This is a genomic window from Aeromonas sp. QDB68, assembly GCF_027707405.1.
GTDB classification, from domain to species: Bacteria; Pseudomonadota; Gammaproteobacteria; order Enterobacterales; family Aeromonadaceae; genus Aeromonas; species Aeromonas caviae.
The window spans coordinates 1-26908 of record NZ_JAPCIQ010000058.1 but is presented as its reverse complement, the minus strand read 5'-3'; the positions used below and the strand labels follow the sequence as shown (position 1 = coordinate 26908).

Genomic DNA, 26908 nt, shown 5'->3' with positions numbered 1-26908 from the left:
ATGATCTCGCACCTCGATAACTGTACGTAAGATCAGTATAGTTCGTGGTAACTGACTGCTAATCATGGGTAATCAGGTGCTGGATTATTACCGAGGACATGGTTGGGCCATGGAGAGACTGAGTCCTGAAGTAGCTGCAAATCTCCAGGAGCAGTAGCACTCGTTGGCGACAGAACAAGGAAATAGAAAAGGGAGCCTGTCAGGCTCCCTTTTACGTGGTTATGCGAATTGGCATATCAGGTCCACAGACAGCTGACCCTATTCCTAACCTTATCGATTAGTCGCCGCCTTCATCCCTTCCACAAACTCCTTGAGGCGGGTGAGCATGTGCTCCGGGTTCTGGTGGTGGGTCTCGATGATCTTCACCACGGCGGAGCCGGAGATGGCACCGGCGGCGCCAGCCTTGATCGCTTCACGTACCTGGGCCGGTTCGCTGATGCCAAAGCCGAGCAGGGCGGGGGGGGCGTTGAACTCGCGCAGGGTGTTGATGAGCCCCTCCACCGGCATGCCGGCCTTGGTCTCGGCACCGGTCACGCCGGCGCGGCTCACCAGATAGGTGTAACCGGAGCCGAGCTCGGCAACAGCCTTGAGCGTCTCGGCATCGCCATTGGGCGGGGCGATAAAGATGCTGTCGATGCCGAACTTGTCGGCCGCCGCCTTGTAGGGGGCGCACATCTGCACCGGCACGTCGGCCACCAGCACCGAATCCACCCCCGCCTGCTGGCACTTCTCGTAGAAGCCGTCGATGTGGCGCACATAGACCAGGTTCGCGTAGACCAGGAGGCCAATGGGGAGCTGCGGGTACTTGGCGCGGATGCGGGCGAGCAGGCCGAAGCAGTCGTCCGGGGTGGTGTGGCTGGCAAAGGCACGCAGGGCGGCACCCTGAATGGTGGGGCCGTCCGCCACCGGATCGGAGAAGGGAATACCGAGCTCGAGGGCGTCGGCGCCCCCTTGGACCAGGGCATCGACGATGGCCAGGGACAGTTCGGGGGTGGGGTCACCCAGCATCACGAAGGGCACGAAGGCGCCCTGATTGGCCTTGTCCAGACGGGAGAAGAGTTGAGCGTAACGGTTCATGACAAGGTTCCTTCTTTTTCAAAGATGTCGGCAACGGTGAAGATGTCTTTGTCGCCACGGCCGGAGAGGTTGACGATGAGCACCTGCTCTTTTTCCGGTTCACTGCGGGCCATCTTGAGGGCATGAGCCAGGGCGTGAGAGGACTCCAGCGCCGGGATGATCCCTTCGGATTTGGCCAGCTCCTGGAAGGCGTCCAGCGCCTCCTTGTCGGTCACCGAGGGGTACTCGGCGCGGCCGATGGCGGCCAGGTGGGCGTGCTGGGGGCCGACGGAGGGGAAGTCCAGCCCCGCCGAGACGGAGTAGGACTCCTGGATCTGGCCCTGGTTGTCCTGCATCAGGAAGGAGTGCATGCCAAAGAAGACCCCCTTGCTGCCGTGACCCAGCGGCGCGCCGTGCTCGCCGCTCTCGATGCCGTGACCACCGGGTTCGACCCCGATAAGGCGCACTTCAGGGTTGTCGATAAAGTCCGCAAACATGCCGATGGCATTCGAGCCGCCGCCGACGCAGGCGATCACCGCATCCGGCAGGCGCTCCTCCTTCTCGAAGCACTGGGCCTTGGCCTCTTCCCCGATCATCTTCTGGAACTCCCGCACGATAGTGGGGAAGGGGTGGGGGCCGGCGGCGGTACCGAGCAGGTAGTGGGCGGTTTCATAGTTGGCAGCCCAGTCGCGCAGTGCCTCGTTGCAGGCATCTTTGAGGGTGCTGGAGCCGGAGTGCACCGGGATGACGGTGGCGCCCATCAGCTTCATGCGAAATACGTTGGGCTTCTGGCGCTCGCAATCCTTGGCGCCCATATAGACCCGGCACTTGAGGCCGAGCAGGGCACAAGCCAGGGCTGTGGCGACGCCGTGCTGACCGGCGCCGGTCTCGGCGATGATCTCGTGCTTGCCCATGCGCTTGGCAAGCAGGGCCTGACCCAGCACCTGGTTGGTCTTGTGGGCGCCGCCGTGCAGCAGATCTTCACGCTTGAGGTAGAGGCGGGTCTTGGTGCCCTTGGTCAAATTGCGGGTGAGGGTGAGCGGTGTCGGGCGACCGGCGTACTCGGTCAGGAGCGCCTGAAACTCGGCGACGAAAGCCGGATCATCCTTGGCATCGACAAAGGCCTTCTCCAGCTGGAGCAGGGCGGGGATGAGGATCTGGGGCACATACATACCACCAAATTCACCGAAAAACGGATTGAGCAGGGTCATACATTATTCCTTGTGCTTATGGGCAAACGCAGTTCATTAATTCGTTGAATGAGTCACGGGGGCGCTCACAGTTGGCACAGGGCGCCAAAGGCGGCCGCCAGCTTGTGGGCATCCTTCCTGCCCGGGGCACTCTCCACCCCGGAGTTGAAATCAAGGCCGAGGCAGCCCACTTGCGCGGCCTCGAGGGCGTTGTCGGGGTTGAGGCCCCCCGCCAGCATCAGTTTGCTCTTGTCGAGCCCGGCCAGCAGAGTCCAGTCGAACGCCTGACCGGTGCCGCCGCTCTGGCTGCCGACTTTCGTATCCAGCAGCAGGCGATCCGCCGGGTAGTCGAGGGTGGGCAGGGGCTCGCCACTTGTGACTCCAACCGCTTTCCAGATCTGGCAGCCTGCCGGCAGCAGGGGGCGCAGGGTCTCGACATAGGCGGCATCTTCATCCCCGTGCAGTTGCACGGCGGCGAGCCCCAGCGCATCCACCGTCTTGGCGATGGTGGCGGGCTGGGCATTGCGAAACACCCCGACGTAAGAGAGCGGCGCACCCGCCATCACGGCGCGGGCGGCGGGAATGTCCACGTAGCGCGGGCTTTTCGCCACAAAGATGAGGCCGCCGAACACAGCCCCCGCCTGATGGGCGGCGGCGGCGTCCTCGGGACGGGTCAGGCCGCACACCTTGTTCTGGCCGAGCACGAGCTTGCGCACCGCGGCCTCCAGATCCGGCTCCGCCATGAGGGAAGATCCCACCAGGAAGCCCTTGGCGTGGTGGCGCAGGGCCGCCACCTGGGCGCGGTGGTTGATGCCGGATTCGCTGATCACCACCCGATCCCCCGGGATCCTGGCCGCCAGTTGCCGGGTGCGGGCAAGATCGACGCTCAAATCCCGCAGATCCCGGTTGTTGATGCCAATCACCGGGGCGCCGAGGTCGATGGCGCGGGTCAGCTCCTCCTCGTTGCTCACCTCGGTGAGCACCCCCAGGCCCAATTCTTTCGCCACTTTGAACAGGGCGCGATACCCCTCGTCGGTGAGCACGGAGAGCATCAAGAGGATGGCGTCCGCCTGATAGTGGCGGGCCAGATAGACCTGATAGGGGTCAATCATGAAGTCCTTGCAGAGGACCGGCTGCTGGACGCGGCCCCGTACCCGGGGCAGGAAGGCGAAATCCCCCTGGAAGAACTTCTCGTCCGTCAGCACCGAGATGGCGGTGGCGTAGTGGCCATAGATGTCGGCGATGGCCTCCGGGCTGAAGTCGTTGCGGATCAAGCCCTTGGAGGGGGAGGCCTTCTTGCACTCCAGAATGAAGCGGGTGGAGCCTTTGCGCAGGTCCCCCTCGAAGTCCCGATCGCTTGGGGTCATCGCGTCCTGGAAGCTCGCCAGGGGCTGGCTCTCCTTGCGGGCGGCGACCCACTCCTGCTTGGCCGCCACGATCTTGCCGAGAATGGTCTGGCTGATGGAGGCCATGTTCAGAAAGGCGTGGGGAGCAATGACATCTGACATCTCGTTATCCTTGCGAAGCTGGCTGTTGCCCGTCGGGCGTTCTGGGTGAGTGCCCCTGGGGCACGCTGTGGTGGTGGCTGACATCATGCCTCCTGATGGCTCAGGGTGGCGAGATCCCGGGCGAGGAGGGCGGCCTGGCCGCTTGCCAGCACCGCCAGCACCCGGGCGGCGGCCTGCCTAAAGTCCGGGGCCTTACCTGCCATCACCAGGAGCGGCGCCACGTTGGCGGCGATGGCGGCGTTGTGGGCCGGGCTGCCGCGCCCTTCCAGGATGGCGGCGGTGATGGCGCGGTTCTCCTCGGGCTCACCGCCCTGGATGGCGCTGACCGGGTAGGTGTCGAGGCCAAAGTCCGCCGGGGTGAGCAAGTACTCGCGAATTTCGCCGTCGCGGATCTCCGCCACCTGGGTCGGGCCGTGGATGGCAATCTCGTCGAGGCCCGCGCCGTGCACCACCATACCGGTTTTCAGGCCGAGTGCCAGCAGGGTTTCGGCGATGGGGCGCACCAGCTCGGGGGCATAGACCCCCATCAGCTGGAAGCTGGGGCGAGCGGGATTGATGAGCGGCCCCAGCACGTTGAACAGGGTGCGGGTCTTGAGGGCCTGGCGCACCGGCATGGCATGGCGCACCCCGGCGTGGTACTGGGGGGCGAACAGGAAGCAGACCCCAAGATCGTCCAGGCAGCGGCGGGCCTGGGCCGGGCTCATGTCGAGCTTGATGCCCATTTTATCGAGCAGATCGCTCGACCCCGACTTGCTCGAGACCGAGCGGTTGCCGTGCTTGGCCACTTTCAGGCCGCAGGCGGCGGCCACCAGGGCCGAGGTGGTGGAGACGTTGATGGTGTTGAGGCCGTCCCCTCCGGTGCCGACGATGTCGCAGAAGGCATAGTCCGGGCGCGGGAAGTCGCGGGCTTCGGCCAAGAGCGCCTCGGCGGCGCCGGCGATCTCCTCCGGGGTCTCCCCCTTGATCTTGAGGGCGGTCAAAAGGCTCGCGAGCACGATGGGATCCACTTCACCACGAACCACCTGGCCGAAGGCGTCGCGGGCGGCGTCGCGGGTGAGAGACTGACCCTGATAGAGGGTGTTGAGATGTTGATGCATGGTCTCTTCCTTACCGCACGTGGCTTTCTGGACGGGTGACATGGGCGAGGGCCTGGGTGAGCAGGCGGGCCCCTTCGCTGGTCATGATGGATTCCGGGTGGAACTGGAAGCCCAGCACCCGCTCGTCACGCTGCTCGATGGCCATGGGCATGCCCTGATAGTGGGCAATCACCTGCAACTCTTGTGGCACATAGGTGGCCGCCAGGGAGTGGTAGCGGGCCACCGGCAAGGGGCTCGGCAGCCCCGCGAAGGCACCATGGCCGTTGTGCTCAATCAGCGAGCGCTTGCCGTGGACGATTTCCCCCGCCGCCCCGACGGTGCCGCCGTAGGCTTCGCACAGGGCCTGATGACCGAGGCAGATGCCGAGGATGGGCACCCGGCCCCGGGCCAGTTTGATGAGGTCGATGAGGCAGCCCGCCTCATGGGGGGCGCCCGGCCCCGGGGAGAGCACCAGGACGGCGTCCCCTTCGCAGGCGTCGATCTCCTGCATGATGCGGCTCGCAGGCAGGCTGTTGCGGTAGATGCGCACCGGGTAGCCCAGGGTGCGGAACTGGTCGACGAGGTTGTAGGTAAACGAGTCGAAGTTGTCGAGCAGGAAGATGTTAGTCATGGCTCACGTCCTTGTGTTGTTCCTGCTGGGCGCTGAGGGCCTGCAGGGAGGTGCCATGGCTGGCAGCGATGGCGGCCAGCACGGCCGCCGCCTTGGCACGGGTCTCGTCCGCCTCGGCCTGGGGTTTGGAGTCATAGACCACCCCGGCGCCGGCCTGGACATGGGCTACCCCCTCTTTCACGAAGGCGGAGCGGATGACGATGCAGGTGTCCATCTCCCCCGCGCCGTTCAGGTAACCCACGGCGCCGCCGTAGCTGCCGCGACGCTTGCCTTCCACCATGCGGATAAGCTCGCTGGCGCGCAGCTTGGGGGCACCGGTCAGGGTGCCCATGTTCATGCAGGCCTGGTAGGCGTGCAGGGCGTCAAGGTCGGCGCGAAGGGTGCCCACCACCCGGGAGACCAGGTGCATGACGTGGCTGTAGCGATCCACTTTCAGCAGATCCTTGACGTAGCGGGTACCGGGGGCGGAGATGCGGGCGATGTCGTTGCGACCCAGATCCACCAGCATCAGGTGCTCGGCCACCTCTTTCTCGTCCTGGCGCAGCTCCAGCTCGATGCGGCCGTCCAGATCCAGGTTGATGCTGCCGTCCGGGTTGAGGCCACGGCGGCGGGTGCCGGCGATGGGGTACATCTCCACCTGGCGGCTGTTGGCGCAGAACTTGACCGCGCTCTCGGGGGAGGCGCCAAACAGGGTGAAGCCCTCGTCCTGCACGTAGAACATGTAGGGGCTGGGGTTGGTCTGCTTGAGGCGGCGATAGGCGGCGACGGGATCCGGGCAGGGGAGGGAGAAGCTGCGGGACGGCACCACCTGGAAGATGTCACCACGGCGGATGAAGCCCTTGAGCTTCTCGACCTCGGCGCAGAACTGCTTGTCCCCCTTGTCGACGGCCAGGACGCCGGTCAGCGGCGCCGAGCCCTGCGGCGCAGGCAGCGGCTGCTGACAGGCCTGCTTGAAGGACTCGAGGCGAGCGGTCAGGCGGGCGTAGCGCGCGTCCAGCTGCTCATCCTCTTCGCCGCCGAACAGGCAGGCCACCAACTGGGTGCTCTGCTTGATGTGGTCGATGGTGATCAGGGTCTCGGCCACATAGAAGCAGTAGTCAGGGCAGTCGTTGCTCCCCTCTGGCACCTCGGGCAAGTCTTCAAAGGAGGCGATGAGGTCGTAGGCGAAGCTGCCCGCCATGAAGAGGGCCTCTTTGCCCTGCGGGCATTGCAGCTCCCGCTGCAGGGTGCGCAGCACGTCCAGCACGCTGCTGCCCTTGAGGCGGCTGTCTTCGTCAAGCTCCCGATCGGACGCCGGGAAGTCGAGGTGCAGCTCGTCCGCCACCCGGGTCTGGGTGATGACGGCGGGCAGGCGCTGCTCCAGCAGGCTCAGCAGGGCGGCGCCGTTGTCGCCGAGGGGGCGCACCTGCACGGTGCGGCCGCGGCACTCGATGCGCAGGCAGGCGTCCACCAGCAGCAGGCTCTGGGTGCCGGCCTTGGAGTCGATCTCCACCGATTCGAGCAGCAGGTTGTTGGGTCTGTCCTGGCAGAGTCGGGTATAGAGTGCCAGGGGGTCTGTCACATAGGGGGCATTGAGCCGGATGGTATCGAATTCGCCCAGGGTCAAACGGGTCTTGTTGCCTGTCATAATGCCTTCCCTTGCATGTGTTGTGTGTCACCGATGGTCATGGCGCTGTCTCTCTTGAAAATGGGTCGGGTTCGGGTCACGTCAGCGAGTTCGCCATCGCCATGTCAGTGTGCTTCTCTGAATTGTCGGTTTCATCACAGGTCCATTTGCCGGATAATAAAAAAGCCCGCTGGGGTCAGCGGGCTTTTTCTTTGGGTTCTTAACTTGCTGTCAGATTACAGGTACAGCAACGACCACACGCCCGCATGTCAGGGAGTGTGCCACCACCAGATGGTCAGGATGGAAGTCGCTTGCATGAGATTGAGTCCTGTAAAAAGATGTTTGCAATGAAGTGCCTACAGAAAACGATAAAGCCGCGGCCAAGTCAAGTCGCTTTTTTGCCGGCCTTTTCCAGGCAGGTCCCAAACAAGAGCGAAACACGCCGATGAGATTCGATCTTCATTGCCACACCACCGCCTCGGACGGGGTGCTGAGCCCCGCCGACCTGGTGCGCCGCGCCGCCGAAAAAGGGGTGGAGGTGTTAGCGGTCACTGACCACGATACCCTCGACGGGCTTGAGGAGGTGCGCCAGACCATCTCGGCCGACCAGTTGCCACTGCGCCTGGTGAGCGGGGTGGAGATCTCCACCGGGTGGGAGCATCACGAGATCCACATCGTGGCCCTCGGGGTGGACGAGAAAAATCCCCAGTTGCTCGCCTTTCTGGCAGGGCAGCGGGCTCGCCGGGAGGCGCGCGCCGAGGAGATCGGGCGTCGTCTGGAGAAGTGCCTCATCCCGGGCACCTATGAAGAGGCCAAGCAGCTCGCCGGTGACGCCGCCGTGACCCGGGCCCACTTTGCCCGGGTGCTGGTGGCGCGCGGGGTGGCCGACAATATGCAGAAGGTGTTCAAGAAGTACCTGAGCCGGGGCAACAAGGGCTATGTGCCCGCCGAGTGGCCCGGGATGGGGGAGGCCATCGAGGCCATCCACGCCGCAGGCGGGCTGGCGGTGCTGGCCCACCCGAGCCGCTACAATCTCACCGCCAAGTGGATCAAGCGGCTGCTGGTGGCCTTCAAGGCCGTCGGGGGGGATGCCATGGAGGTCTCCCTGCCCCAGCAGAGCCCACAGGAGCGGGCGAATCTCGGCCAGTGGGCCAGGGAGCACGATCTCTATATTTCGGTGGGGTCCGATTTTCACTTCCCCTCCAACTGGACCGAGCTTGGCCGCCACCTCTGGCTCCCCAAGGAGGGGATGCCGCTGTGGCTCGGTCACCCCGGTCATTTCGGGCTCACCCCCGAGGAGCATGCGGGCCTGCTGGCCAGCCGCTGACCCCCGGGCCGGCATCTTTGATGCAGGCGAGTCTGCGTCAAACAGGTTAAGGTAGTGTCATGGGCCAAGGCGCCCTTGACCATGAAGCGGGCAACGAGCGTGCCCCCTATCGCGAGAAGAGCATATGAGTCAGCATTTTTACGTACATCCCGACAATCCCCAGGTTCGCCTCATCAGCCAGGCGGTGCAGATCCTGCAAAACGGCGGCGTCATCGTCTATCCCACCGACTCCGGCTACGCCCTGGGCTGCCAGATGGGCAACAAGGATGCCCTGGAGCGCATCTGCCGCATCCGTCGCATCGAGCCGAACCACGACTTCACCCTGGTGTGCCGGGATCTCTCGGAGATCTCCACCTATGCCAAGGTGGACAACACCGCCTTCCGGCTGGTCAAGAACAACACCCCCGGACCCTACACCTTCATCTTCAAGGCCACCAAGGAGGTGCCGCGTCGCCTCATGAACGAGAAGAAGAAGACCATCGGCATCCGGGTCCCGGCCAACAACATCGCGCTGGCCTTGCTCGAGGCCCTCGGTGAGCCGCTGCTCTCCACCACCCTGATCCTGCCGGGCTCCGAGATGGCGGAGTTCGACCCCGAGGAGATTGCCGACAAGCTCGGCAAGCAGCTGGATCTGGTGGTCAACGGCGGGTATCTGGGCGAGCAGCCCACCACTGTGGTGGACTTCTCCGACGACGAGCCCGTGCTGCGTCGCCGCGGTGCCGGGGATCCGACGCCGTTTGAGTGATCTTGCCGACCCCGTGCCCGCGCTGACAACCCCCGCGGGCACGACGGGGGAGGCTTCCCTTCCCCCGCCCATCGCCACCGTGCTGGGGCAGCCCTACCATGAGCTGCCCCAGGACTTGTTCATCCCCCCCGATGCGCTGGAGGTGTTTCTCGACACCTTCGAGGGGCCGCTCGATCTCTTGCTCTACCTCATCCGGCGCCAGCAGCTCGACATCCTCAACCTGCCCATCCTGCAGATCACCGCCCAGTACATGGAGTACGTGGATCTGATGCAGGGGCTCAACCTCGAGCTGGCGGCGGAATACCTGCTGATGGCGGCCTGGCTCGCGGAGATAAAGTCCCGCTTGCTGCTGCCCAAGGCCCCGGAGCTGGAAGACGAGGAGGAGGGGGAAGATCCCCGCGTCACCCTCATTCGTCGCCTGCAGGAGTACGAGCGCTACAAGCTGGGGGCGGAGCGGGTCAATGCCCTGCCGAGGGTGGAGCGGGAGATCTTCGTCGCCGCCGCCATGGCGCCGGATTTTGGTGCCTTGAAGCCATTGGCGCCCGATGTTTCTCTGGTTGAACTCGCCCTTTACATGCAAAGTGTGGTAAAACGCGCGACTCATTTTGAACATCACCAGATCCGCCGCGAGCAGATCCCGACCCGGGTACGGATGGCGGAGATCCTCGCCATGCTCTCCCTGGGCCAGACCCTGCGCCTGGAGCAGGTGCTGCGGGCCGAGGAGGGGCGCATGGGAGTGCTGGTGACCTTCCTGGCCCTGCTGGAGCTGTGCAAGGAGCAATTGATCTGGATCTTGCAGGCGGAGCCCCTGGGCCCCATCCATTTTGCCCTGGCCAGTCAGGGGAAAGGGGAGGAGCATGAGCATCTACACTGAGCGAGGGGCGGCGCCAGGGGCGCGGACCCGGGAGGTCCACCGTGGCGCTGCCTGCTGAACGATTGAAGACCCTGATCGAGGCGGCGATCTTCGTGGCGGGGCGTCCCCTCACGGTGAGCGAAATCAAGGGCAGCGTGCTCTCGGACTACCCGGTCACCGGCCGCTATGTCCAGCTGCTGCTGGCAGAGCTCAGACAGGATTACAGCGAGCGGGGGGTCGAGCTCAAAGAGGTGGCCTCCGGCTGGCGTTTCCAGGCCCGCCAGGAGTATGCCGAGGAGCTGTCGCGCCTGTGGAGCGAGCGGGCTCCCCGTTATTCCCGCGTCGTGATGGAGACGCTGACGCTGATTGCCTATCGTCAGCCCATCACCCGGGCGGAGATAGAAGCCATCCGCGGGGTGGCGGTGTCGAGCCAGATCGTCAACACCCTCAAGGAGCGTGGCTGGGTGCGCAGCATCGGCCACAAGGAGGTGGCGGGTCGCCCCGAGCTGCTCGCCACCACCCGTGAATTTCTGGACTATTTCAACCTGCAGAGTCTGGAGCAGCTCCCCGAGCTGGATCCCGAGCTGCAGGCCCCCTTGTCGCTCATGCCGGGCGAGGGCGGTGGCGGTCAGCCTCTGGCAGGCCGTGCTGAGCATGAACATGGTGGGGAGGCCAACGGGGCCGTCCCACAAGAGCCAAGGTTGTCCGCGATGTCGGCGGGCAGCGATCAACAATCAGGTAAACCCGATGAGTGAAAAACTGCAAAAAGTATTGGCCCGCGCGGGTCAAGGCTCCCGTCGTGAGATGGAGGCCCTGATCACCGCAGGTCGGGTCAGCGTGGATGGCAAGGTCGCCACGCTGGGGGATCGCGTCGAAGTGAACGCCGTGATCCGGGTGGATGGCCACCAGGTCAAGACCCGCGCCGCAGAGGAAGTGATCTGCCGCGTGCTGGCCTACCACAAGCCCGAAGGGGAGATGTGCACCCGCCACGATCCGGAAGGACGTCCCACCGTGTTTGATCGTCTGCCCAAGATGGATGGCGCCCGCTGGATTGCGGTCGGCCGCCTCGACGTCAACACCTCCGGTCTCTTGCTGTTCACCACCGACGGTGAACTGGCGAACCGCCTGATGCACCCGAGCCACGAAGTGGAGCGGGAATACGCGGTGCGCGTCTTTGGCGAGATCACCGAAGCCATGCTGCAGCGCCTGCGCAAGGGCGTGCAGCTGGAAGACGGCATGGCCAAGTTCAACAAGATCAAGCCGGCCGGCGGTGAAGGGCTGAACCAGTGGTTCAACGTCACCCTGACCGAGGGCCGCAACCGGGAAGTGCGCCGCCTGTGGGAATCCCAGGAAGTGCAGGTGAGCCGCCTGATGCGTATCCGCTACGGCGACGTCAAGCTGGATCGCGGCATCCCCCGCGGCGGCTGGCAGGAGCTGAAACTGCCCGAAGTGAACTACCTGCGCGGCCTGGTCAACCTGCCGAACGAGACCGAGTCCAAGGTCGATCTGCAGCAGGATGGCAAGAGCACCCGCCACAAGCAGGCTGCCCAGATCCGTCGCGCCGTCAAGCGCCACAAGGAGATGCAGGGCAAGGAGCCGCGCGCCCGTGCCACCACCGCCCGTCGCAAGCCGGCCTCCTCCACCCGCAATTCCGGCACCGGCAGCAAGTAAGCCGCCACCACGGGCCGCTCGCCCCGGACACGCCACAAGCCCGCACCCCAAGGTGCGGGCTTTTTTGTTTTCTGCTCCTGCCGGGCTCCTTGAGACTGAATCGCACAGGGGAGAGAAAGGGCCAGACAAGCTCCTCCCCCTTTTGAAGGGGGAGGCTGGGAGGGGGTGAGTAGTTGTTATGCTGACAGGGGTCATAGTCGGAGGAATACTGTCATGAACGAGAAGCCAGTTCGTGTTTTCAACCGCGAGGCCACGCTGGATAAACGGCGTGAACAGCGAAACAATCCAACAGAGCCTGAACGGCGATTGTGGCAGACGCTTCGGGCTGGGCAACTCGGAGTCAAGTTTCGCCGTCAGCAAGGTATAGGCCCATACATTGCGGATTTTTACTGCCCCGGGCGGTTGTTGGTCATTGAGGTTGATGGCGACAGCCATTTCGACATGCGGGGTTTGCGTCATGACAAGCGACGGGATGCCTACATGGCGGCCCTGTCGCTGACGGTACTGAGATTTAGCAACAGGGAGGTGATGGAAAATCTACCCGGGGTGGTTGTCTCTATTCGGGCATGGCTTGATCGCGTCTGACCCCACCCCAGCCCTCCCCTTGCCAGGGGAGGGGGCCAGAGTGCCCTCTGTACGGGCTGGAAAGCGTCATACACTTCCCTTTTTTGAAGGGGAGGTGGTTGCAGAAGGGGATGTGCATCAGGATGGTTGCCCTGTCGGGACGGGCTTGTTAGCCTTTCGCGCACAAAGACAGGAGAAACCAATGAGCAAGGTACTGGATGAGCTGCTGGCGTTGCTGGCGCTCGAAAAGATCGAGGAGGGCCTGTTTCGGGGCCAGAGCCAGGATCTCGGGTTGCGATCCGTGTTTGGCGGACAGGTGATGGGGCAGGCCTTGTCAGCCGCCAAGCAGACGGTGGCAAGCGACCGCCAGGTCCACAGTTTCCACTCCTACTTCCTGCGCCCCGGGGATGCCAATAAGCCCATCGTCTACGACGTGGAGAACATCCGCGACGGCCAGACCGTCTCCACCCGCCGGGTCAAGGCCATCCAGAATGGCAAGCCCATCTTCTACCTCAACGCCTCCTTCCAGGTGGAAGCCGAGGGCTTCGAGCACCAGGCGAAGATGCCGGGCGGCATCACGCCTCCCGAGCAGCTCAAGAGCGAGCTGGAGCTGGTGCGTCCCTACGAGCAGATGATCCCGGCGGCCCTGCGGGACAAGATCCTGTGCGAGAAGCCCATCGAAATTCGCCCCGTGACCCTGGTGGACCCCATTCGCCCGGATGTCCACGAGCCCCTTCGCTACACCTGGTTCAAGGCCAATGGCCCGGTGCCGGACGATCAGCGGGTCCACAACTACCTGCTGGCCTATGCCTCCGACTTCCACTTCCTGTTCGCCGCCCTGCAGCCCCACGGGGTCTCCTACTGGGAGCCGGACATGCAGGTGGCCACCATCGATCACTCCATGTGGTTCCACCGGGAGTTCCGGCTGGACGACTGGCTGCTCTACGTGGTGGACAGCCCGAGCGCCAGCGGCGGTCGGGGTCTGGTGCGCGGCCAGTTCTTCACCCGGGATGGGGTATTGGTGGCGAGCACCATGCAGGAAGGGGTGATCCGCCGCCGGGGCTGAGACGCCCCCTTGCGCCAACGAAAAACGGGAGCCGATGGCTCCCGTTTTTTATTGTCTGCGCTATCAGGCTGCGTCCTGCTCGGTGCTGAGTGCTGGCTCGCCCCGGGCGAAGCGGTCGGCCCACAGGGCGATGACGCCGTCACCGGTGACGTTGCAGGCGGTGCCGAAGCTGTCCTGGGCCAGGTAGAGGGCGATCATCAGGGCGATGGAGGCCTCACCGAAGCCGAGCATGGAAGTGAGCAGGCCGAGCGCGGACATGACACCGCCACCCGGTGCGCCCGGCGCGGCAATCATGATGACGCCCAGCATCATGATGAAGGGCACCATGGTGCCGTAGCCCGGAATGGCGAGGTGTTCGGAGAGGAACATCACCGCCGTGGCGCAGGTTACCAGGGTGATGGTGGAGCCGCACAGGTGGATGGTGGCGCACAGGGGCACGGTGAAGTTGGCGATGCCGTCGCTCACGCCGTTGCGCTTGCTGGCTTGCAGGGCCACCGGAATGGTGGCGGCGCTGGACATGGTGCCAAGGGCGGTGAAGTAGGCGGGCAGCATGTTCTTGATGAGCATGACGGGGGAGCGCCCCTGGGCGAGGCCGGTGCCGACGAACAGGACGCAGAGCCAGATCCAGTGCATGACGATGGCCATCACCAGCACCACTCCGAAGGTCTTGAGGGTGGCGAAGACGGTGCCTTCCACCGTCATCTCGACGAAGACGCCGGCGATGTAGAAGGGGAGCAGGGGAATGATCACGCGTGCCAGCAGGCGGTCGATGATGTCACGGCCCTGATCGGCGACCCGGCGCAGGTCGGTGGCCTGGGTGGCGCTGATGCCGATGCCGAACACGAAGGCGGCGGCCAGTGCCGACATCACCCCGAACAGGGGCGGGATCTCGAGGTTGATGTAGGAAGCGAGCTTGGTGGCAGCCTCGGCGGTAGGCTCGGCGGCCGTGGTCAGGTGCGGGATCAGGTGGCTCGCCACGGTGAAGGCGAACAGGCCCGCCAGTATGGTGGAGCAGTAGGAGAGTCCCACCGTCTTGCCCAGCAGCTTGCCGGAGTTCTTCGGCAGGCTGGCGATGCCGCTCATGATGAAGAAGAGGATGATGAGCGGGATGGTGAAGGTGATGAGCTGGCCTATCACCGTCTTGGCGGTGAACAGCACGCGGGCGACCCATTCGGGGGCATAGAGACCGAGCAGCAGGCCGGCGAGGATACCGGCAACCAGATTGAGAACGAGTTTCATGGAGGAATCCAGGTGTTGGTGTCTGATTTGTTATTTAATTTTGATTTTAATGCCGCTTTTTAACACAAACACCGCATCTTGTCTGCTTTATGGTGGTTAACTCAGGGTTAAATATTGTTAACGGGCTGAATGCCGTGAGGTGTCACTGTCCCCGGGGGCTTTCGCGGATCAGCGCCGCACCAGCAAGGCGTGCAGCCAGGGGCCGTTCACCTCATCTTCCCCCACCCAGCCGTGGTGCAGGGTGAAGGGGAGGGGAGCGATCAGGCGTCGCAGTCCCGCCTCGTCGAGCCGGGTCTGCAGGGGATATTCCCCCGACCGTGGCAGCGGTTCGCCCTTCCCGTGGGGGAAGGAGGCGTAGAGGGGGCCCCCGGCCTTGAGCAGGGTGGCCAGATGACCGAGCGCCGGGGCTATCTCGTGCTCGGGCAGACAGGGGAGGGAGCCGCTGGCCCAGATGCCGTCATAGGGAACGACGCTTTGCATCTGCTCGACGCGGCAGACTCGCACCGGCTGACCGCACAGGCGCGAGGCGGCAGCGGCCTGCGCCCGGCTCGCATCGAAGGCGGTCACGGTGAGGCCTTGCTGGCGAAAGAGGCGCAGATCCTCTCCTGCCCCGCAACCGGCCTCCAGCAGATGACGGCCGTTGCCCAGCAGGGCCAGGAAGGGGGCATGGGCGCCTGCCACGAGGGCGGGGCGAGGGGCGGCGTCGTGCGCCGGCGCGGGGGCGTGTGGCAAGGGTGTCGGGCTCATCGTGGTGGGGGGCGTTACTCTAGCAGGTTTGCCCCCGGCTGTTGAGCATTGGCGGGGGCGGCGCGTCTTGCCGACTCAGGGGTGGCGGCGAAGGGTGGGGCTCGCGATGAGGGTGAACAGGGTATCGAGGAGGAAGTCCGACTCCTCAATCAGATCGATGCGATCCGGGAAGTGCAGCCAGTTGATGATGTAGCCGTCCAGGGTGCAGTGGAGCAGGGTGGCGGCGCGGCGCAGATCCAGCCCCTCGGGCAGTTGGCCACGACGCACGGCATTGGCCAGGGTGATCTCCAGATCCCGGAAGAAATTCATGGATTGCAGGTGCATGTGCTCGCGCATGACGGCGGCCTCTCCCTCCATGGACTCCAGATTGAACATGATGGTGAACATCTGCTGGTGGGCGGGCTCGGTGCTGATCTTGAGCATCACCTCCTTGAGAAAGCTGCGCAGCTTGCCCAGGGGATCCGGCTCCGCCTCGTCGACGCAGGCATCGAGCTGGTGGGAGAGGGGGGCACACAGCTCCTCCCACAGGGTGACGAACAGCTCTTCTTTATTCTTGAAGTGCCAGTAGATGGCGCCCCGGGTGAGGTCCGTCGCCTTGGCGATATCGGTCAGGCTGGTGCGTGCCAGCCCCTGTTGGCAGAAGAGATCCAGGGCCGTGCTCATGATGTTGCAGCGGGTTTGCTGCGCCTCTTCTTTGGTGCGTCTGGCCATTGACTCCGGTCCTGTTTAAAAGTGAAAAAAGTTTCTTACATACATTCATGAATGTATGTATATTGCCTCATCTTCGCCGTTTTACCAACAGGGGCCTTATAAACCCTGTGGTTTTGTCACTTCTTTTTGATTGAAACAGAGGTTCAGAGACTTGATGCATAAACATATTCTCGCACGTTCGGTCGGCCTTGCCTTGCTGGCAAGCGGCCTGCTGGCTGGCTGTGGTGACAAGGACGGGGCCCAGCAGGCCATGGGGGAGATGCCTCCCGCCGCCGTGGACGTGGTCACCCTCCATACGGCCCCCCTGCAACTGTTGTCCGAGCTCACCGGCCGCACCGCCCCCCTGCGGGTGGCCGAGGTGCGTCCCCAGGTGAACGGCATCATCCTCAAGCGCCTGTTCACCGAGGGGAGCGACGTCAAGGCCGGTCAACTGCTCTATCAGATTGATCCCGCCGTCTATCAGGCCGAAGTGGCTTCCGCCAAGGCCAACCTCGCCAAGGCCGAGGCCAACGAGCGCAGCGCCCGCCTCAAGGCCCAGCGCTACGCCGAGCTGGTGAAGGTGAAAGCCATCAGCAGCCAGGAGTATGACGACGCCGACGCGGCCTGGAAACAGCAGCTGGCCGAGATCGGGGCCGCCAAGGCCGCATTGCAGACCGCCAACATCAACCTGGCCTACACCCGCATCACGGCCCCCATCAGCGGCCGCATCGGCAAGTCTGCGGTGACCGAGGGAGCCCTGGTCACCGCCCAGCAGGCGGACAGCCTCACCTCCATCTCCCAGCTCGATCCCATGTACGTGGACGTGCGCCAGTCCACCGCCGACCTGCTGCGCCTCAAGCGCCTGGTGGCCGAGGGCAAGCTGACCCAGGGGGAGAAGGACGGGGCCGGTGTCAGCTTCCAGCTGGAAGATGGCAGCCAGTATGGCGAGAAAGGTACCCTCCAGTTCTCCGATGTGACCGTGGACGAGGCGACCGGCATGGTGACCCTGCGGGTGATCGTGCCCAACCCGGATCAACTGCTGCTGCCCGGCATGTTCATGCGCGCCACCTTGCAGGAGGGCGAGCGCCCGCAAGGCCTGCTGGTGCCCCAGACTGCCGTGACCCGTACCCCCAAGGGCGGTGCCACCGTCATGGTGGTGACGGCGGACAACAAGGTGGAACTGCGTGAAGTGCAGGTCGGCCGCATGTCCGGCGACAGCTGGGTGGTGGAGTCCGGTCTCAAGGCTGGCGAGAAGGTGATCGTCGCCGGTCTGCAGAAAGTCAAACCCGGGGTCGTGGTGGCGCCCACTGAACGTGCCGGCAACAGCGCACAACAGACCCCGGCAACCAAGCAGTAGGATGGAGTAGTCGCCTCATGGCACGTTTTTTCATAGATAGACCCATTTTCGCCTGGGTGATCGCCCTGGTGATCATGCTGGCTGGGGCCATGGCCATCATCGGCCTGCCGGTGGCCCAGTACCCGACCATCGCCCCGCCGGCGGTTGGCATCTCCGCCAGCTACCCGGGGGCCTCCGCCAAGACGGTGGAAGACTCGGTGACCCAGATCATCGAGCAGAACATGACCGGGCTGGATCACCTGCTCTATATGTCGGCGCAATCCGACTCGTCAGGGAACGTCAGCGTGACCCTCACCTTCAAGCCGGGCACGGATCCCGACATCGCCCAGGTGCAGGTGCAAAACAAGCTGCAACAGGCCATGTCGCTCCTGCCCCAAGAGGTGCAGCAACAGGGCGTGCGGGTACAGAAGACCTCCAGCAGCTTCCTGATGGTGGCCGCCTTCATCTCCACCGATGGCGCCATGACCAACGATGACCTGGCGGACTATGTGGTAGCCAACATCAAGGAGCCCCTGAGCCGTCTGGACGGGGTCGGTGACATCACCTTGTTCGGCAGCCAGTACTCCATGCGCGTCTGGCTCGATCCCCACAAGCTCAACCGGGTGCAGATGACCCCGGCCGACATTCAGGCCGCCATCAAGGCCCAGAACGCCCAGGTTGCCTTCGGCAAGCTGGGGGGGACCCCTGCGGTGAGCGATCAGCAATTTACCGCCACCATCATGGGCCAGACCCGGCTCTCCACCGTGGAGGAGTTCAACAACATCCTGCTGCGGGTGAACCAGGACGGCTCCAAGGTCCAGCTCAAGGACGTGGCCCGGGTCGAACTTGCCGGTGAAAACTACGACGCGACCGCGCTCTACAACGGCCAGGCCACCGCCGCCGTCGCCATCAAGCTGGCGACCGGTGCCAACGCCCTGGACACCGCCGAGCACGTGCGGACCAAGCTGGGTGAACTCTCCGAGTACTTCCCGGCCAACATGGAGATCGTTTATCCCTACGACACCACGCCGTTCGTGAAGATCTCCATCGAGGAGGTGGTGCAGACCCTGATCGAGGCGATCTTCCTGGTGTTCTGCGTCATGTATCTGTTCTTGCAGAACTTCCGGGCAACCCTGATTCCGACCATCGCGGTGCCCGTGGTCCTGCTCGGCACCTTCGGGGTGATGGCGGCCTTCGGCTTCTCCATCAACACCCTGACCATGTTCGGTCTGGTGCTCGCCATCGGCCTCTTGGTGGATGACGCCATCGTGGTGGTGGAGAACGTGGAGCGTCTGATGAGCGAGGAGGATCTCTCCCCCCTCGAGGCGACCCGCAAGTCCATGACCCAGATCACCGGCGCCCTGGTGGGCATCGCCCTAGTGCTGTCGGCGGTGTTCGTGCCCATGGCCTTCTTCGGTGGCTCTACCGGTGCCATCTATCGCCAGTTCTCCCTCACCATCGTCTCGGCCATGGTGCTCTCTGTGCTGGTGGCCCTGATCCTGACCCCGGCCCTGTGCGCCACCCTGCTCAAACCCATGAAGCACGGTGAATTCGGCGCCCAGCGCGGCTTCTTCGGCTGGTTCAACCGCTTCTTCGACACCAACGCCAACCGTTACCAGAACGGCGTGCGCAAGGTGATCAAGCAGGGCACCCGCTACGGCATCATCTATCTGGCCATGCTGGCGGTGCTGGCGGTGCTCTTCATGCGCATGCCCACCTCCTTCCTGCCGGAAGAGGATCAGGGGGTCATCATGTCCATGGTGCAGCTCCCGGTGGGGGCAACCAAGGAGCGGACCGAGGTGGTGCTCGGGGAGATGCGCGACTACTTCCTCGAGAACGAGAAGGAGAACGTGGACTCCGTGCTGACGGTGGCGGGCTTCAGTTTCGCCGGTAGCGGTCAGAACAGCGGCATGGCCTTCATCAAGCTCAAGGACTGGAGTGAGCGCAAGGGGGAAGAGCGCAGCGCCAATGCCATCATCGGCCGCGCCATGGGGTTCCTGTTCAGCATCAAGGAAGCCCAGGTCTTCGCCTTCAACCTGCCCCCCATTCCGGAACTCGGCACGGCCACCGGCTTCGACTTCTTCCTGCAAGACCGCGGCGGTCTGGGTCACGAGAAGCTGATGCAGGCGCGCAACCAGTTGCTCGGCATGGCGGCGCAGGATCCCAACCTGGTGCGGGTACGCCCGAACGGGATGGAAGACACGCCCCAGCTCGACATCAAGATCGATTACGAGAAGGCGCTGGCCCAGGGGCTCTCCATCACCGACATCAACAACACCCTGTCGGCGGCCTGGGGCTCCTCTTATGTGAACGACTTTGTCGACAGAGGCCGGGTCAAGAAGGTCTATCTGCAGGCGGATGCCCCTTTCCGGATGAACCCGGAAGATCTGAAGCTGTGGTACGTGCGCAACAGCGCGGGCCAGATGGTGCCCTTCTCCGCCTTTGCCAGCACGGAGTGGAGCTTCGGCTCGCCCCGTCTTGAGCGCTACAACGGTGTCTCCGCCATGGAGATCGTCGGTGAGGCGGCCCCGGGCAAGAGTACGGGTGATGCCATGGCGGCCATCGAGGAGATGGTCAAGCAGTTGCCGGAAGGGATCGGCATCGAGTGGACCGGCCTCTCCTTCCAGGAGCGTCAGGCAGGCTCCCAGGCGCCGGCCCTGTACGCCATCTCGCTCCTGGTGGTCTTCCTCTGTCTGGCGGCCCTCTACGAGAGCTGGAGCATTCCGTTCTCGGTCATGCTGGTGGTGCCGCTCGGGGTGCTGGGGGCCATTTTGGCCGCGACCCTGCGCGGGCTTGAGAATGACGTCTACTTCCAGGTAGGCCTGCTCACCACGATCGGGCTGTCGGCCAAGAACGCCATCCTCATCGTCGAGTTCGCCAAGGAGCTGCACGACAAGGGGATGAGGCTCGGGGATGCGGTGGTGGAGGCCTCGCGTCAGCGCCTGCGCCCCATCCTGATGACCTCGCTCGCCTTCATCCTGGGGGTACTGCCCCTGGTGATCAGCACCGGGGCGGGCGCCAGCAGCCGAAACGCCATCGGGACCGGCGTGATGGGAGGGATGATCAGTGCCACCGTGCTCGCCATCTTCTTCGTGCCGCTCTTCTTCGTGCTGGTGATGCGCTATTTCACCGAACGCAAGCATGCCGGGGAAGAGAGTGTCCACACCAAGGAGATCAACCATGACTAAGACCCTGATCGCCCTGGGCGTGACCCTGATGATGGGGGGCTGCTCCATGGCCCCCGACTACCAGCGCCCCGAGCTGCCCCAAGGCGCCTCCTGGCAAGCTGACCTGGCCGCCAAGGGGGAACTTGCCCCCTGGCGCCAGCAGTTCCAGGACCCGGCCCTGCAGACGCTGATCGGCACCGCCCTTGAGAGCAACCGGGATCTGCGCCTGGCAGCCCTCAACGTCGAGGCCTACGAGGCGAAATACCGTATCCAGCGGGCGGCCCAGTTGCCGACCCTGGCCGCCAGTGGCAGCGGTACCCGCCAGCAGGGATCCGACGATCTCAGTAGTACTGGGCAGGGCACCATCAGCAGCCAGTATGGCGCCAACATCGGCATCACCGCCTATGAGCTGGATCTGTTTGGCCGGATCCAGAGCCTGAAAGATCAGGCCCTTGAGACCTATCTGGCGCAAATCGAGACCCAGCGCAGCACCCAGATCGCCCTGGTGGCCTCGGTGGCCAATGCCTACTTCACCCTGCTGGCGGATCAGGAGTTGCTGGCCCTGAGCCAGGCGACCCTCGCCACCGAGCAGGAGAGCTATGCCCTGACCGAGCACAAATACCGCCTGGGCGCCGCCTCCGAGATGGAGCTGGCCCAGGGGCGCACGGCACTGGAAAACGCCAAGGTCAGCCAGGCGCAATACCAGCGTCTGGTGAAGCAGGACAGAAACGGTCTGGCCCTGCTGCTTGGCACCGATATCCCGGTGCTGGCGGCACAACCGGCTACCCTGGCCGAGGTGAAACTGGCGCCGATCCCGGTGGGGGCTCCCTCCAGCCTGTTGCAGCAACGCCCGGACATCCTGGCGGCGGAGCACAACCTGAAGGCGGCCAACGCCAACATAGGGGCGGCCCGCGCCGCCTTCTTCCCGACCATCTCGCTCACCGCGACGGCGGGCACCGCCAGCAACCAGCTGAGCGGTCTGTTTGACGGCGGCACCGGCACCTGGACCTTCATGCCCCAGATCAATCTGCCCATCTTCGATGGCGGCAAGCGCGTTGCGGATCTGGACGTGGCCGAGGTGGGGACCAGACAGGCGGTGGCGAGCTACGAGAAGAGCATCCAGACCGCCTTCAAGGAGGTCGCGGATACCCTCGGTGCCCAGGCTGACTACGCGCAGCAGCTGCAGGCGCAACAGGCGCTGGTGGATGCCAACCAGACCTACTTCAGGCTGGCGGAGGTGCGTTACGAGCAAGGGGTGGACAGCTACCTGACCCGCCTCGATGCCCAGCGCTCCCTGTTCAGCGCCAAGCAGGGGCTCATCAGCACCCGGCTCGCCCAGCTGAGTAACCAGGTCGCCCTCTACAAGGCCGTCGGTGGCGGCTGGCAGGCGCCGAAGGACGCAGAGCTGGCATCAGACAAACAGGGTTGACCCCTCGGGGTTGACGTAAAAAGCATCAGGGGTGAACCACTAGGTTCGCCCCGTTTTTTATCTGTCATGTCGAGAAGCCACATCGAGGCAGATGACAACGGCGCTCCCTGCCCGGGGCAGGGAGCGGGCAGGAGGTGCCCCACGCTCATGGGCGCCGTCCTCGGCAGCCATCATGGCCCGCCTGGAGGTGACTACCTCATCGCCGTCATCCGTTGCGCCGGATCCAGGAGATGCCATTTATCGCATAAGCTGTGCCGTAATTATTCTTTCAAAGAATAAATAGTTGACTCTTATAGTCAGTCACTCGCCCCTCATTCCAAGGATGTGAAATGAAACGACTCGTGCCCGCCACCCTGATTGTTGCAGGACTGGCTCTCGCCCCGCTGGCCCAGGCGGCCACCCTGCTCAACGCCTCCTATGACGTGATGCGCGATTTTTACAAGGAGTACAACGGAGCCTTCCTGAAGCACTGGCAGGCCGAAGGCGGGGAGCCACTGCAGATCAACATGTCCCACGGCGGATCGAGCAAGCAGGCGCGCGCTGTTATCGACGGCCTGCCCGCCGATGTCATCACCATGAACATGGCCACCGACATCAACGCCCTCGCCGAGCATGGGGGCCTGGTGCCCAAGGGGTGGGCGGATCGCCTGCCGGATCACAGCGCCCCCTTCACCTCGGCCACCGTGTTCATCGTGCGAAAGGGCAACCCCAAGGGGTTGAAGGATTGGCCTGATCTGCTCAAGGAGGGGGTACAGGTCATCGTGCCCAACCCCAAGACCTCGGGGAACGGCCGCTACACCTATCTGTCTGCCTGGGGGTATGTGCTGGAGCAGGGGGGCGATGAAGATGCGGCCAGGGCATTTGTCGGCAAGCTGTTCAAGCAGGTTCCCGTGCTCGACACCGGCGGCCGCGCCGCCACCACCACCTTCATCCAGAACCGCATAGGGGACGTGCTTGTCACGTTCGAAAACGAAGCCGAGATGATTGCCCGGGAGTTCGGCCGTGGCAGCTTCGAGGTGGTCTATCCGAGCGTCACTGCCGTGGCCGAACTGCCGGTGTCAGTGGTGGACAAGGTGGTCGACAAGCAGGGTACCCGCAAGGAGGCCGAAGCCTATCTGGCCTATCTCTGGTCTGACGAAGGCCAACGCATTGCTGCCAGCAACTATCTACGCCCGCGCAACCCGGCGATCCTCGCCGAGTTTGCAGACCGTTTCCCGAACGCCACCTTCCTCGACGTGGTGAAGACCTTCGGCGCGTGGCCTGTGATTCAGCGCACTCACTTCAAGGAGGGCGGGGTGTTCGACCAGATCTATGCCCAGCGCTGAGGCGCCCCGGGATAACGATGCTCGCCCAGGTGCAGCCGAGACGTGGCTGCCTGGCAGCCCTCTCTGTCGGTGGGGCCAGGTTGGTGTGTCAGGCTCTGAAAGATGAACAGGACCGTCGCGGATGGCGGTGTCCTGGAGGGGGAGGGTGTTCTGGCGCAGTCACACCGGCGTCTTGGCCAGAGACCCGGGACAAACAGCACGAAGGGTTGGCCTCGCACTGAGGCCAACCCTTCGTCTGTCTGGTGCCGGTAATAGGAGTCGAACCTACGACCTTCGCATTACGAAGTCCATAATCTGGCGTCCAATACTGTCGAATAAAGTCCAAGAGTGTTTTGTTAAGTATTTGATATTTCGTGCTTTATTTGTTTTCTGCATCCAGCGTTGTCCAATGGTGTCTACCTCTATACAATGCTTTTTAAGTACGCGAGCAAGTACGCGAGAATGGCATGATCAAGACTGATAGAGAGTGTAGTGCCCTGACCCCTTCCGAAGGAAAGCAAAGGGTGGTGATGACGGTCTCCAGCGGTGGCAATAAGGGGCTCAGTTTGGAGGCGAGAGCCGGAGCTGCGTCAAAAAGCTGGTTGTATCGCTTCTACATTGCACAGAAGCAGCACAAAATGACCCTCGGTAGTTACCCATCGATGGGATTAGCGCAAGCCAGAGAGGCACACGCTCAAGCTTCGCTTCTGGTCAAACAGGGCATCGACCCTCGCCAGGTAGTGGCAGATGCCAAAAAGAAGAACGAGCAAATGCTCACGTTGGATGAGTTGTTCAAACAATGGCTAACTCACAAATCCACGGTCAAACGCCGCAATGGCGTCCAGACCGAGATCAGTCCGAGAACGGCATCCGATTATCGTCGTATCTACCAAGTTCATTTGGAAAAAGACCTTGGTAAACAGCGTGTCTGCGATATCTCCATGGCTGTCTTACATCGTCATTACCAGAAACTCCAGAGAGTGAGTCTCGAAGGTTTGCGTAAAGCGATGGGGATCATGAACCAGGTGATGGAGGAGGCCATGCGGCGGCAGTTGGTGGAGATAAGCCCAACGCTGGCGCTTAAGCCCAAAATTTATAATGCAACCCCTAATCCGCCACGAGAGCGCTGGCTGCCAGTTGGAGAGCTACGAGCCCTGTGGTTGGCTCTGGAGGAGGGCGTGACAGGCGGTGGTGCTCTGGCGAGCGGAGGACGCGGTATTGCCGCCAGCACGGTGCTTTCTGGTAGTGTTGCCAATGCTATCAAGATGATTATCCTGACTGCCGTTAGGCGCGGTGAAGTGATATCGATGCAATGGGCGCATCTGGATGGCGATCGCTGGACGATCCCCGAAACCAAGAGCGGGCGTCCCCATGTTGTCACGCTGTCACCATTGGCTCAGACCATCATTGAAGAGCAAAGAATGGTTTGTTCGCTAGTCAGCCCCTATGTCTTCGAATCGAACACAAAGCTCGGTCACGCCATCACTGGCGATGCGTTGATGCGTGCGCTTGATCGGTTACAAAAGCGCAAGATGGGTGAATTTGAATCCTTCAGTGTGCATGACCTTCGCCGCAGCGTTGCTAACTGCTGTGGTATCGAACTGGGTGCTGGGCCGCTAGAGATCGAGCACATGCTCAACCATCAAATCAGCGACAAGCTGTTACGTACCTATCAGGCTGGGGCGCTGCGTAATCCAGAGAAGTTACGAGCGCTGTTTTTGCGTTGGGGGGAGTATGTTCACCAACATATCGCGCGGCCAGAGTCGGTCGTTCAAACCGAGGTCGTGGGTAACGTGATTCAAGGTTGCTTTGGTAAACGGCAATGGTTCATCAAATGAATCTCATTGTGCTTGCTACCTATGAGGCAATTTCTGATTGGGATCCAGCTTCAGCTGATGATTTACTTGGTGCTCATGGACTCCTGATGCGTGGACTCTGTGATGATGCGGGTCACTGGCGTAGCGGTGGTGTAGGTATCTATCGAGGCGAGCAGTTGGTGCATATGGCTCCCCCTGCGAACCAGGTCCCTCGTCTGATGGGGCCTTGTTGATCAAATCCAAAGTCGGATACTCGCTCCCCAACCCGCCGGGCGGGCTTAGTTGACGGCCTGCCGAATGGGCATACCAAGCCCTATGACCTTGTTCATGACTTTTACCCCAGCCAGGATCTCACCCACCTGGGCGTTGTAGCTCCGCAGACTCAGTTTCGGACCGATGAGCTGCTTGAAGCGATACATGGCGGTCTCAGCTATCGAGCGCTGATGATAGCCAGAGTCCTTTTTCCATTGCTCCAGCTCTCCTGCCTTGAGCGCGGCAACCGCCTCGTTGCGTGGATAGCCTTTCTTCCAGAATGCCGCATTCTTTCTCGGCGGTATGGTGGCCTTGATGCCCTTCTTTTGCAGTAGGGTATAGCAGGCTCTGGTGTCATAGGCACCATCTGCGCTGACTTGTTCTATCTTGCGGCGCAAGGGGTTGAGCAGCGTGGGCAACACCTCGTTATCGCCCACCGTTTCCAGGCTGACTTCGGCTGCAACGATGGCATGGGTCGCCGCATCTACGGCCAGGTGAAGCTTGCGCCAGACGCGGCGTTTCTCCTTGCCGTGCTTGCGAATTTTCCATTCGCCTTCGCCATAGACCTTGAGTCCGGTGGCATCGATGACCAGGTGAGCCACTGGGCCATGGCTCGATAGGCGGTACTTGATTTCGACCGTCTTGGCGCGCTTGCTGATACAGCTAATGGGATGGTCGCCCCTCCTAAACTGGCAGCACCTGTGCCAACGTGTGGGACGATACATTCATCAATGTGAGCGGAGCGATCAACATGAACGTTAAAACTATCGGGATCGATTTGGCGAAAGCGATTTTCCAGATACACGGTGTGAACGAACACGGTAAGTGCCTGTTTAACAAGCAGCTCAAGCGGGCACAAATGATCAGCTTTTTTGCCAATCTGCCACCCTGTCTGGTTGGCATGGAAGCCTGTAGCAGCGCCCACTATTGGGCCAGAAAACTGCAAGGGCTAGGACATACCGTTAAACTGATGGCCCCGCAGTTTGTTAAACCCTACGTGAAGACCAACAAGAACGATGCGGCGGATGCTGAGGCGATCTGCGAAGCGGTGAGCCGGCCGAACATGCGGTTTGTGCCAATGAAGAGTAGTGAGCAGTTAGCCGTCCTAGCGCTGCACCGCGCCCGACAAGGCTTTGTTAAGGCGAGGACCGCACAGGCCAACCAGCTACGTGGTCTGCTGGCAGAACACGGGATCATCATCCCTAAAGGCATTGCCCACATTGGCAAGCATCTGCCCGAGATCCTAGAGGAGTACGAGAACGGGTTGCCAGGGACGTTTCGGCAATTGCTCGAGCGCCTGGGGGAGCATCTCAAGGCGCTCGACCGGCAGGTTCAGGAACTAGAGGTCCAACTCCAGAGCTGGCATCGTGAGAACGTCGCCAGCAAGAAGCTGGCGCAGATCCCGGGGATCGGCCCGCTCACCGCGAGTGCCTTGATCGCCTCCGTCGGAGACGCAAAAAGTTTCCTGATTACCCATGACCCTCAGCCAGCTTCAAGAGTCGATATGGCATCGGAGGGCTTGCCACGACTGCATGCCCCAATTCTACCAACATGCTATTGAGGTCAAAACGATGATTAAACCGGAAGCAGTATTCAGCAAGATGCCTTGGTAAATGCTTCGCTCCGAGCTTATG

21 protein-coding genes and 3 pseudogenes are annotated in these 26908 nt (G+C 62.8%); 13 read left to right on the top strand and 11 right to left on the bottom strand.

From position 1 onward, the window contains the following. Positions 1-270 precede the first annotated feature (270 nt). From trpA to PG892_RS15365, 6 genes are all read right to left on the bottom strand, one after another. The gene (trpA, locus tag PG892_RS15390; RefSeq protein WP_124813311.1) at positions 271-1077 is read right to left on the bottom strand and encodes a tryptophan synthase subunit alpha; all 807 of its coding nucleotides are present in this window, start codon (positions 1075-1077) and stop codon (positions 271-273) included. Continuing rightward, a complete protein-coding gene (trpB, locus tag PG892_RS15385; protein WP_041213214.1) occupies positions 1074-2267 on the bottom strand; it encodes a tryptophan synthase subunit beta in 1194 nt (397 codons plus the stop codon). Before trpB ends, trpA begins: the two co-directional genes overlap by 4 nt. A gap of 65 nt (positions 2268-2332) precedes the next feature. Then, positions 2333-3838, bottom strand: a complete 1506-nt coding sequence (trpCF, locus tag PG892_RS15380) for a bifunctional indole-3-glycerol-phosphate synthase TrpC/phosphoribosylanthranilate isomerase TrpF (protein ID WP_148091007.1) — start codon at positions 3836-3838, stop codon at positions 2333-2335. After that, positions 3838-4851, bottom strand: coding sequence for an anthranilate phosphoribosyltransferase (gene trpD, locus PG892_RS15375; RefSeq protein WP_124813309.1), 1014 nt, complete (start codon positions 4849-4851; stop codon positions 3838-3840). Before trpD ends, trpCF begins: the two co-directional genes overlap by 1 nt. Positions 4852-4861: 10 nt before the next feature. After that, positions 4862-5461, bottom strand: coding sequence for an aminodeoxychorismate/anthranilate synthase component II (locus tag PG892_RS15370; RefSeq protein ID WP_124813307.1), 600 nt, complete (start codon positions 5459-5461; stop codon positions 4862-4864). Continuing rightward, positions 5454-7088, bottom strand: a complete 1635-nt coding sequence (locus tag PG892_RS15365; protein WP_223930562.1) for an anthranilate synthase component 1 — start codon at positions 7086-7088, stop codon at positions 5454-5456. Before PG892_RS15365 ends, PG892_RS15370 begins: the two co-directional genes overlap by 8 nt. A 424-nt stretch (positions 7089-7512) precedes the next feature. Between PG892_RS15365 and rnm the strand changes: the two genes are divergently transcribed. The 7 genes from rnm (at position 7513) to tesB (ending at position 13293) form a co-directional block, all read left to right on the top strand. Continuing rightward, on the top strand, positions 7513-8394 hold the full coding sequence (gene rnm / locus PG892_RS15360; protein WP_039039192.1) for an RNase RNM: 882 nt from the start codon (positions 7513-7515) through the stop codon (positions 8392-8394). A gap of 124 nt (positions 8395-8518) precedes the next feature. After that, positions 8519-9139, top strand: coding sequence for an L-threonylcarbamoyladenylate synthase (locus PG892_RS15355; RefSeq protein WP_010673702.1), 621 nt, complete (start codon positions 8519-8521; stop codon positions 9137-9139). Next, positions 9132-10013, top strand: coding sequence for a segregation and condensation protein A (locus tag PG892_RS15350; RefSeq protein ID WP_010673703.1), 882 nt, complete (start codon positions 9132-9134; stop codon positions 10011-10013). Before PG892_RS15355 ends, PG892_RS15350 begins: the two co-directional genes overlap by 8 nt. Positions 10014-10054: 41 nt before the next feature. Next, complete coding sequence (scpB, locus tag PG892_RS15345; protein ID WP_124813305.1) at positions 10055-10747, top strand: SMC-Scp complex subunit ScpB; 693 nt, start codon at positions 10055-10057, stop codon at positions 10745-10747. Then, positions 10740-11663 (top strand): 23S rRNA pseudouridine(2605) synthase RluB, encoded by a 924-nt coding sequence (gene rluB, locus PG892_RS15340; protein ID WP_223916951.1) that lies wholly within the window; start codon positions 10740-10742, stop codon positions 11661-11663. The genes scpB and rluB overlap by 8 nt, the downstream gene beginning before the upstream one ends. A gap of 213 nt (positions 11664-11876) precedes the next feature. Beyond that, on the top strand, positions 11877-12248 hold the full coding sequence (locus PG892_RS15335; protein WP_045524070.1) for an endonuclease domain-containing protein: 372 nt from the start codon (positions 11877-11879) through the stop codon (positions 12246-12248). Positions 12249-12429: 181 nt separating this feature from the next. Next, entirely contained in the window at positions 12430-13293 is an 864-nt protein-coding gene (tesB, locus tag PG892_RS15330; protein ID WP_041214836.1) for an acyl-CoA thioesterase II, read from the top strand. Between the two features lie 63 nt (positions 13294-13356). Here the strand turns inward: tesB and PG892_RS15325 are convergent, their stop codons facing one another. The 3 genes from PG892_RS15325 to PG892_RS15315 form a co-directional block, all read right to left on the bottom strand. Next, positions 13357-14532 (bottom strand): dicarboxylate/amino acid:cation symporter, encoded by a 1176-nt coding sequence (locus PG892_RS15325; protein WP_042014198.1) that lies wholly within the window; start codon positions 14530-14532, stop codon positions 13357-13359. Between the two features lie 168 nt (positions 14533-14700). Beyond that, positions 14701-15264, bottom strand: a complete 564-nt coding sequence (locus tag PG892_RS15320) for a class I SAM-dependent methyltransferase (RefSeq protein ID WP_223954481.1) — start codon at positions 15262-15264, stop codon at positions 14701-14703. A gap of 90 nt (positions 15265-15354) precedes the next feature. Beyond that, positions 15355-15990 (bottom strand): TetR family transcriptional regulator, encoded by a 636-nt coding sequence (locus tag PG892_RS15315; protein ID WP_010673709.1) that lies wholly within the window; start codon positions 15988-15990, stop codon positions 15355-15357. A 154-nt stretch (positions 15991-16144) separates the two neighbouring features. On the opposite strand from PG892_RS15315, the gene PG892_RS15310 reads away from it, so the two are divergent. The 5 genes from PG892_RS15310 to PG892_RS15290 all read left to right on the top strand — a co-directional run bounded on the left by PG892_RS15310 (position 16145) and on the right by PG892_RS15290 (position 25043). Next, entirely contained in the window at positions 16145-17326 is a 1182-nt protein-coding gene (locus tag PG892_RS15310) for an efflux RND transporter periplasmic adaptor subunit (protein ID WP_041214838.1), read from the top strand. Positions 17327-17343: 17 nt separating this feature from the next. Then, a complete protein-coding gene (locus PG892_RS15305; RefSeq protein WP_041213203.1) occupies positions 17344-20493 on the top strand; it encodes an efflux RND transporter permease subunit in 3150 nt (1049 codons plus the stop codon). Then, positions 20486-21901, top strand: a complete 1416-nt coding sequence (locus PG892_RS15300; protein WP_052815708.1) for an efflux transporter outer membrane subunit — start codon at positions 20486-20488, stop codon at positions 21899-21901. The genes PG892_RS15305 and PG892_RS15300 overlap by 8 nt, the downstream gene beginning before the upstream one ends. 329 nt (positions 21902-22230) lie before the next feature. Further along, positions 22231-23226: a sulfate ABC transporter substrate-binding protein gene (locus PG892_RS15295; protein ID WP_183149706.1), complete on the top strand. Its 996-nt coding sequence runs from the start codon at positions 22231-22233 to the stop codon at positions 23224-23226. A gap of 446 nt (positions 23227-23672) precedes the next feature. Next, complete coding sequence (locus tag PG892_RS15290) at positions 23673-25043, top strand: tyrosine-type recombinase/integrase (protein WP_042863034.1); 1371 nt, start codon at positions 23673-23675, stop codon at positions 25041-25043. A 257-nt stretch (positions 25044-25300) separates the two neighbouring features. Here PG892_RS15290 and PG892_RS15285 read toward each other — a convergent pair. Further along, positions 25301-25939 (bottom strand): annotated as a pseudogene (locus PG892_RS15285) (IS5 family transposase); the annotation flags it as partial. 86 nt (positions 25940-26025) lie between these two features. Here PG892_RS15285 and PG892_RS15280 point away from each other — a divergent pair. Continuing rightward, positions 26026-26739 (top strand): annotated as a pseudogene (locus PG892_RS15280) (IS110 family transposase); the annotation flags it as partial. Positions 26740-26743: 4 nt separating this feature from the next. On the opposite strand, the pseudogene PG892_RS15275 reads toward PG892_RS15280, so the two are convergent. After that, positions 26744-26908 (bottom strand): annotated as a pseudogene (locus PG892_RS15275) (IS1595 family transposase); the annotation flags it as partial.

Coding starts and splice junctions, on each gene's coding strand:
- trpA (WP_124813311.1), bottom strand. CDS start 1,077: ATGAACCGTTACGCTCAACTCTTCTCCCGTCTGGACAAGGCCAATCAG.
- PG892_RS15300 (WP_052815708.1), top strand. CDS start 20,486: ATGACTAAGACCCTGATCGCCCTGGGCGTGACCCTGATGATGGGGGGC.
- PG892_RS15305 (WP_041213203.1), top strand. CDS start 17,344: ATGGCACGTTTTTTCATAGATAGACCCATTTTCGCCTGGGTGATCGCC.
- PG892_RS15325 (WP_042014198.1), bottom strand. CDS start 14,532: ATGAAACTCGTTCTCAATCTGGTTGCCGGTATCCTCGCCGGCCTGCTG.
- rnm (WP_039039192.1), top strand. CDS start 7,513: ATGAGATTCGATCTTCATTGCCACACCACCGCCTCGGACGGGGTGCTG.
- PG892_RS15365 (WP_223930562.1), bottom strand. CDS start 7,088: ATGACAGGCAACAAGACCCGTTTGACCCTGGGCGAATTCGATACCATC.
- trpB (WP_041213214.1), bottom strand. CDS start 2,267: ATGACCCTGCTCAATCCGTTTTTCGGTGAATTTGGTGGTATGTATGTG.
- PG892_RS15335 (WP_045524070.1), top strand. CDS start 11,877: ATGAACGAGAAGCCAGTTCGTGTTTTCAACCGCGAGGCCACGCTGGAT.
- rluB (WP_223916951.1), top strand. CDS start 10,740: ATGAGTGAAAAACTGCAAAAAGTATTGGCCCGCGCGGGTCAAGGCTCC.
- PG892_RS15310 (WP_041214838.1), top strand. CDS start 16,145: ATGCATAAACATATTCTCGCACGTTCGGTCGGCCTTGCCTTGCTGGCA.
- PG892_RS15315 (WP_010673709.1), bottom strand. CDS start 15,990: ATGGCCAGACGCACCAAAGAAGAGGCGCAGCAAACCCGCTGCAACATC.
- tesB (WP_041214836.1), top strand. CDS start 12,430: ATGAGCAAGGTACTGGATGAGCTGCTGGCGTTGCTGGCGCTCGAAAAG.
- PG892_RS15290 (WP_042863034.1), top strand. CDS start 23,673: ATGATCAAGACTGATAGAGAGTGTAGTGCCCTGACCCCTTCCGAAGGA.
- PG892_RS15355 (WP_010673702.1), top strand. CDS start 8,519: ATGAGTCAGCATTTTTACGTACATCCCGACAATCCCCAGGTTCGCCTC.
- PG892_RS15295 (WP_183149706.1), top strand. CDS start 22,231: ATGAAACGACTCGTGCCCGCCACCCTGATTGTTGCAGGACTGGCTCTC.
- PG892_RS15370 (WP_124813307.1), bottom strand. CDS start 5,461: ATGACTAACATCTTCCTGCTCGACAACTTCGACTCGTTTACCTACAAC.
- trpCF (WP_148091007.1), bottom strand. CDS start 3,838: ATGTCAGCCACCACCACAGCGTGCCCCAGGGGCACTCACCCAGAACGC.
- trpD (WP_124813309.1), bottom strand. CDS start 4,851: ATGCATCAACATCTCAACACCCTCTATCAGGGTCAGTCTCTCACCCGC.